The sequence below is a fragment of the Photobacterium pectinilyticum genome, from assembly GCF_024357955.1.
GTDB lineage: Bacteria > Pseudomonadota > Gammaproteobacteria > Enterobacterales > Vibrionaceae > Photobacterium > Photobacterium pectinilyticum.
On the sequence record NZ_JANEYT010000038.1, the window covers coordinates 41,665 to 48,344 of the forward strand.

General features: G+C 43.5%; 7 protein-coding genes. 5 read left to right on the top strand and 2 right to left on the bottom strand.

Translation table 11 applies throughout. The annotated features are described in order from the left end of the window. Positions 1 to 257 precede the first annotated feature (257 nt). From pepT to NHN17_RS15895, 3 genes are all read left to right on the top strand, one after another. Positions 258 to 1,490, top strand: a complete 1,233-nt coding sequence (pepT, locus tag NHN17_RS15885) for a peptidase T (protein ID WP_255043587.1) — start codon at positions 258 to 260, stop codon at positions 1,488 to 1,490. 141 nt (positions 1,491 to 1,631) lie between these two features. Then, complete coding sequence (locus NHN17_RS15890; protein ID WP_255043588.1) at positions 1,632 to 2,036, top strand: MbcA/ParS/Xre antitoxin family protein; 405 nt, start codon at positions 1,632 to 1,634, stop codon at positions 2,034 to 2,036. After that, positions 2,037 to 2,732: an RES family NAD+ phosphorylase gene (locus NHN17_RS15895; protein WP_255043589.1), complete on the top strand. Its 696-nt coding sequence runs from the start codon at positions 2,037 to 2,039 to the stop codon at positions 2,730 to 2,732. 47 nt (positions 2,733 to 2,779) lie between these two features. Here NHN17_RS15895 and NHN17_RS15900 read toward each other — a convergent pair whose 3' ends face one another. Beyond that, a complete protein-coding gene (locus NHN17_RS15900; RefSeq protein WP_255043590.1) occupies positions 2,780 to 3,055 on the bottom strand; it encodes a hypothetical protein in 276 nt (91 codons plus the stop codon). A gap of 162 nt (positions 3,056 to 3,217) precedes the next feature. On the opposite strand from NHN17_RS15900, the gene NHN17_RS15905 reads away from it, so the two are divergent. Beyond that, positions 3,218 to 3,529 (top strand): hypothetical protein, encoded by a 312-nt coding sequence (locus NHN17_RS15905; RefSeq protein ID WP_255043591.1) that lies wholly within the window; start codon positions 3,218 to 3,220, stop codon positions 3,527 to 3,529. A 56-nt stretch (positions 3,530 to 3,585) separates the two neighbouring features. Here the strand turns inward: NHN17_RS15905 and NHN17_RS15910 are convergent, their stop codons facing one another. Then, entirely contained in the window at positions 3,586 to 5,070 is a 1,485-nt protein-coding gene (locus NHN17_RS15910) for a carboxypeptidase M32 (RefSeq protein ID WP_255043592.1), read from the bottom strand. A gap of 308 nt (positions 5,071 to 5,378) precedes the next feature. Between NHN17_RS15910 and NHN17_RS15915 the strand changes: the two genes are divergently transcribed. Then, the gene (locus NHN17_RS15915) at positions 5,379 to 6,554 is read left to right on the top strand and encodes a D-alanyl-D-alanine carboxypeptidase family protein (protein ID WP_255043593.1); all 1,176 of its coding nucleotides are present in this window, start codon (positions 5,379 to 5,381) and stop codon (positions 6,552 to 6,554) included. Positions 6,555 to 6,680 lie beyond the last annotated feature (126 nt).

Here is a 6,680-nt window from a genome sequence, read left to right on the forward strand (position 1 = left end):
GCTAAACGAAACATCCTTATAATATTACAAGCTTGATGACTTTTTTGTGAGCGGTTTTTCGCTAGCGCTGCTGGTCAAATTGTTGGGTATTTAAACAATAACTCTGCAACTAGTGCGGTTTTCTTTAAAAAAAGTGGTCGGCGCTCTAAACGAACTGCATTTAATGCACAAAAAACTGATTCATCGCAATTCATTTAACTGCTCCTATCGGGATACTTGCTCGGTGTATTAATCTAATTGAACTAAATGAGTGGGACATGGATAACTTAATTGAGCGTTTTTTACGATACGTGAGCTTTGAAACTCAATCTAACCCTGCCAATGCCCACTGCCCAAGTACTGAAGGGCAGCGCGTATTAGCTCAGCAACTGAAAGATGAATTGGTTGAACTTGGCCTTTCAGACGTCACTTTGGATGACAATGGCTACCTGACAGCTTGCCTGCCTGCGAATGTCAGCCATGAAGTGCCGGCGATTGGTTTTATCGCTCATATGGACACAGCACCTGATGCATCAGGTAAAGATGTAAGGCCTCAGATTGTTGAGAACTATCAGGGGGGGGATATTGCTCTAGGCATTGGGGATGAAGTGCTATCACCCGTTCATTATCCAGATCTCAATAAGCTGCACGGCCACAACCTGATCACAACTGATGGCACGACTTTGCTAGGTGCCGACAACAAAGCCGGTATTGCTGAAATTATTACAGCCGTCGCTTATTTGAAAGCCAACCCTGAAATCAAACATGGCGATATCTGTATTGGCTTTACGCCGGATGAAGAGATTGGCCGTGGGGCTAACTTGTTTGATGTTGAGAGTTTTGGTGCTCAATGGGCATACACCATTGATGGTGGCCCAGTTGGTGAGTTGGAATATGAAAATTTCAATGCGACGTCAGCCGATGTTATTTGTCACGGTGTGAACGTCCACCCAGGTACAGCCAAGAATAAAATGGTTAACGCCATGAACATCGCTGCACAATTTCAATTAATGATGCCAGCAGAAGAAACACCAGAATGCACTGAAGGCTACGAGGGTTTTTATCACCTCAAATCCATGGAGCCAGCTGTTGCACGTACCGAACTTGGCTACATTATCAGAGACTTTGATACTGAAGGTTTAGAGCGCCGTAAGGCCTTTATGCAGGCTAAAGTTGATGAGCTGAATAGTCAGCTACCGAAAGGGAGTGTAGAGCTGGTATTAACCGACAGCTACAACAACATGCGTGAAATGGTTGAGCCTCATCCTCACATTATCGAACTAGCTAAACAAGCGATGATTGAGTGCGATGTAAAACCAGATATCAAACCGATCCGTGGTGGTACTGATGGCGCCCGTTTGTCATTCATGGGGCTACCTTGCCCGAATATCTTTACAGGCGGTTATAACTTCCATGGTATTCATGAGTTCATCACCATTGAAGGTATGGAGCAAGCCGTTAAAGTGATTGTGAAGCTTGCTGAGAACACGGCAAAAAGCACTCAGTCATAATCTTTATTGGTAAGCAGCCAGATTTAGCGTACCACTAGATACCCAGCATTTGCTGGGTATTTATATTTTGTTTGTCCATTTATGGTTATTTTTAATCCCATATGCTAGCTTTGTCTATATATGTACAGGTGGAGTGGCGAAATGAGTGCAGCCCAGGTCAATCAATCTCAACAGCAGACACAGGCGGGTAATACCGTATTGCCTGTGGTATTCAATATCCTTGATAAATGGTCATGCAGTCAAAACCAGCAAATGGCGCTGCTTGGTTTGAGTAACCGATCGACGCTTAACAAATACCGGTCTCACCCTGAATCTGCCAAGGTCTCAAAAGATCTTTTGGAAAGAATGAGTTATATACTGAATATTCATAAGTGCCTGCGAATTATGTTTACCGCCGATGAGAGTGTTTATAACTGGGTACAAAAGCCAAACAGCCATCTTTTTTTTGCTGGCCGCTCGGCGATGGACGTTATGTGTGAAGGTAAAGTGGTGGATTTATTTCAAGTCGCAACCCGACTTAATGCATGGCGCGGCGGGCAATCATAAATGGACATAGAACTGGATGAGTTGGGGGTGGTGTCTTTTTCTGAACAGCTTTGCTATCGATTGATCCCTTCCAAATACCCACCAATCAACTTGTATGAAGATGTGGCCGAGCCTGAACAGCTTGAAGCTATTTTTGCCATCGAGGCGATAACCAACCCCCGTTTGGCTGAAGAAACCGGTGATTTTGGCCGTATTCCGCCGGAAGAAAGGTTAGTCGGTATTCCCCATTGTAGCTATATCATGGCAGCGTTTACCCATGTGAACCCTGATGGGGCTAGATTCAATGCCGCAGACTTCGGTGGCTATTATGCTTCACCTGAAGTGAATACCGCAATTAAAGAGACTGTGCACCATATAGAGCGAGTGATGGGTTACACTAATGAGCCAGCACAAGATATCCAGATGCGGTGTATTGACGCTTGGTTTAACGCCGAGTTGGTTGATTTACGTGAGCAGCATTTACTTGACTCTACGCTATATCATCCAACCAATTATACTCATTCGCAAGCGCTGGCGGTGGATGTGAAAACGGCAAAAGGTGACGGTATTGTTTACCAGTCAGTTCGCCACCAGGGCTATGACTGCTATGTATTATACAAGCCAGTGTTGGTGAGTAAGGTATGTCAAAGTCGCCATTTCACTTACAAATGGAACGGTGATTCAATCAATTCTGTACTTGAATTGAATTTAGTCTGAACTGCATTTGGCACTGGGGTCTGAACCAGTGCCTTTTCTGATGAGTGCTACAACTTTGGTTGATTTTTAACATCTGGGTGTTTGTCTATTTCATCTACCATCCAGTCATTAAGGTGTTTTAAAATCGCAAGAACGGCATGGTCTTTTGTACCTTTTTGATTTTCAGCAACTTCCAGTTGTTGTTTCACATGCATGCCCGTCTGGTCTTCTGCAATGTGAAGCCAATCAGGGTGCCAATAAAAGCTTTTTCCTTGTTTAGTGATCCAATTATGAACACCAGACTCTTCGCCTTTGTAATCTAGATCGCCTGCTGTGAATTTCATGACATACCTCCGACAGTGATAATGCTATGAGTATATACCCAAGTCACTTGAAGCTACTTGAGATTAAGGTGGATAATGAATCCAGGGAGTGGCAGGAAATGGTAAGTGGTGTTTTTTTTGTACTGTTAATATATGGCCATCAGTCAGCGATGAGAAACAGTTATGTACATTATGAATAACGTATCAGAAGCATCATCAAACGGTATCCACGGAACTTTACATCATCTAAAAGCTGAGGCTAACGAGTGGAAACTGGAAGTTGAAGAACTAAAAGTGAGCCTAAAAGTTGCAGAATATAAGATAATTAAGAGTACTTCATTTTATCGAGAGACAAAATCGCTTGAGAGGCTACAAGGGATAAAGCACGTCAAATTAGATTACGACAGGCTAGAAGCGCGACTAAAGTACGCATCATCACAACTTACTACCATAAGGGCACAAATTACCTTCTTAAAAAAAGCCGCTCATATTTAGCGGCTTTATAATTAAAACGCGTTAATTCGTATCCGGATAAAGCTAAGTTGAGCGAGTTACTTCAAATAACGTTGCTCTAGGTGTTGTTTGAAGAACTGTGCATTAAGTCTTTCGCCAGTGGCATCAATTAATAGTTGATCGGTTGAGACCGTCGAAGCGCGTTTCCAAACATGGCGATCTAACCAGTTAAAAATAGGTTGTAAATTACGCTCACGCACAAGGTTATCAACATTCATCTCTTTATTAATCGACACCATAAACTGGGCTGCATACATCGCACCTAAGGTGTAGGACGGGAAATAACCAAAGGCACCGAAGGTCCAATGAATGTCCTGCATGCAGCCATCGATAAAGTTCCCTTTGGTTGAAACCCCCAAGTATTCAGACATTTTTTTATCCCATAATTCAGGGATATCTTCGACTTCAATCTTACCTTCAATCAAATCCCGCTCGATTTCATAGCGTAGAATGACATGAGCCGGGTAGGTTGCTTCATCGGCATCGACACGGATATGTCCGGGTTTAACTCGGGTATTTAGCAAGGTAAGGTTTTCAGCTGACAAGGCTGGGTCATCACTACGCTGGAATGTTTCGGCCGCCATCGGCGCCAAGGTTTCGATGAACAACTCGTTTCTTGATAGCTGCATTTCAAAAAATAGGCTTTGTGATTCATGGATGCCCATTGATCGCGCTTTACCTACGGGTAATCCTGCCCACTTTTCAGGTAAACTCTGCTCATAACGAGCATGGCCCGTTTCATGAATCACTCCCATTAGCGCGGAGGTAAAGTCAGCTTCATCATAACGGGTGGTAATACGAACATCAGTTGGTACACCACCGCAGAAAGGGTGCATACTCTTATCAAGTCGGCCATGGTTGAAATCAAAGCCAAACTTAGTCATTAATGCATGACTTAAACTTTGCTGTTGTTCTACCGGAAAGGGACCGACAGGTTGGATACTAATATCCTGGCTTTGACGCTCCATAATTTGAAGAATGAGATCAGGCAGCCAACTTTTGACCTCACTGAATAATTTATCAAGTTCATGGGTGGTCATTCCCGGTTCGTACAAATCAAGCAAGGCGTCATAGCGGCTTAAACCAGTGGCCTCAGCACGGATTTGTGCTTCTTGTCTTGCTAATTCAACCACTTCTTTTAGGTTCTGGCTAAATCCTTGCCAGTCGTTTTTTTCACGCTGTGTTCGCCAAGCATGTTCACATTTAGAGCAGGCTAGGGATTTCTTCTCTACGAGTTCTGCGGGCACAATATTGGCTTGCTGCCAGCTTCGCTGCATTTCAAGAAGGCTTGTCACATCATCAGCTTCTAATTGCTCGCTGTTTGCTTGTTCAAACCAACCAGACAGATACGGGGCAGTTGATAGTTCATGCTTAATAACGGCGAGCTCGGCCAATGCTTCTGAACGGGCTGTGTTCCCCCCCTCAGGCATCATTGCTGCCTGATCCCAGCCACAAATAGCTTCAAGGTGTTCAAGCCGAGAAATCTTTTTATGATGGTGTACTAATTTTTGGTAGAAAGTCATTATCATTCCTTTATTTTGACGCATCTCAGCCTGAGAAAATGTTATTTTACGTTATCTTAACGGCATTTTAATACATACGCTATGCATTGATACTGGATTACATAGACGATCAGAAGCGATAAGCATCGAAATGCAAGACGTTGAGCAGGATATGTTGTTTGAAATCCGATATCTTGGGTTAAAAATACACCAACTTAAACATCCAGTTGTAACGGATGTTACAATAACGTAAGACTTCGTAAAGCTTACAAGATTTCATTCTTGGGTTCGATATACTGCCCCCAACAACACCATCGATGGCGAGAATAATGAAAACACAACTGAAACACACTTTTCGCACTTTAATTGCAGGTACACTTTGTCTTTCGGCCTCTGCCTTTGCTGCGCCTACAGTCATCCCTGATGCCCCCATTCTTGGTGCCAAGGGTTATATCTTGATGGATTACTATACTGGTCAAGTATTGGTTGAGAAGAATGCCCACGAGCAACTTAACCCTGCAAGCCTAACCAAATTGATGACCAGCTATGTTGCTGGCCAGGAAATGAAAAGCGGTAATATTAACGAAGATGATCTTGTCGTGATCAGCCGTAATGCTTGGGCTCGTAATTTCCCTGATTCATCAAAAATGTTCATTGAGGTGAATACCGAGGTGAACATGATGGATTTATATCGAGGCTTGATTGTTCAATCTGGTAATGATGCCAGTGTGGCGATTGCTGAACATGTTGCAGGGTCGGAAGGGGCGTTTGTTAGCCTGATGAATTCTTGGGCCAAAAAACTCAACATGAACAACAGTTCGTTTTCAAATCCTCATGGCCTTGATAGCGATAAGCTTTACTCTACGCCTTACGATATAGCACTGCTAGGTCGCGCATTAATTAATGATTTACCTAATATCTATTCTATTTACAGCGAGCGTTCGTTTACCTACAACGATATTACCCAGCGCAATCGTAACGGTCTACTTGCTGACCGAAGCATGAATGTAGACGGTATGAAAACCGGTTATACCAGCGGTGCTGGTTATAGCCTAGCCAGTTCTGCAACTGAAGGTGACATGCGTTTGATCTCAGTGGTTATGGGGTCGAGCAGTCCAAAAGCTCGTGAGGCTGAAAGTAAGCAGCTGCTAAACTACGGTTTCAGATTTTTCCAGACCGTATCACCTCATAAGAAAGGCGATGAACTCATTAACGAAAAAGTGTGGATGGGTAACGCCGATTCTATTTCACTGGGTACGATAGAAGACACCTACGTGACATTGTCACGTGGTGATGTCAGCAAAATGAATGCAACGATAGAGCTAAACTCTGAGCTAACGGCACCGATTAGCGAGGGCGAAATTGTTGGTAAGATCTTCTACCAAGTCGATGGTGAGGATGTATCTGAAGTACCGCTGGTTGCGCTAGAGTCAGTAGAAGAAGGTGGCTTCTTTAGCCGCTTGATCGACTACATTAAACTATTCTTCATCGGTTTGTTTAAGTAATTGAATATCTTAGGAACGGAAAGCTAAACGGAGAAAGCCGCATCATAGGATGTAATGCCGATCGTTTAAGCTAACTTGAACGATCCTGCAGTTAGGCGATAATCCCAACTAGTTGATTTCTAGTTG

Coding starts and splice junctions, on each gene's coding strand:
- pepT (WP_255043587.1), top strand. CDS start 258: ATGGATAACTTAATTGAGCGTTTTTTACGATACGTGAGCTTTGAAACT.
- NHN17_RS15890 (WP_255043588.1), top strand. CDS start 1,632: ATGAGTGCAGCCCAGGTCAATCAATCTCAACAGCAGACACAGGCGGGT.
- NHN17_RS15895 (WP_255043589.1), top strand. CDS start 2,037: ATGGACATAGAACTGGATGAGTTGGGGGTGGTGTCTTTTTCTGAACAG.
- NHN17_RS15900 (WP_255043590.1), bottom strand. CDS start 3,055: ATGAAATTCACAGCAGGCGATCTAGATTACAAAGGCGAAGAGTCTGGT.
- NHN17_RS15905 (WP_255043591.1), top strand. CDS start 3,218: ATGTACATTATGAATAACGTATCAGAAGCATCATCAAACGGTATCCAC.
- NHN17_RS15910 (WP_255043592.1), bottom strand. CDS start 5,070: ATGACTTTCTACCAAAAATTAGTACACCATCATAAAAAGATTTCTCGG.
- NHN17_RS15915 (WP_255043593.1), top strand. CDS start 5,379: ATGAAAACACAACTGAAACACACTTTTCGCACTTTAATTGCAGGTACA.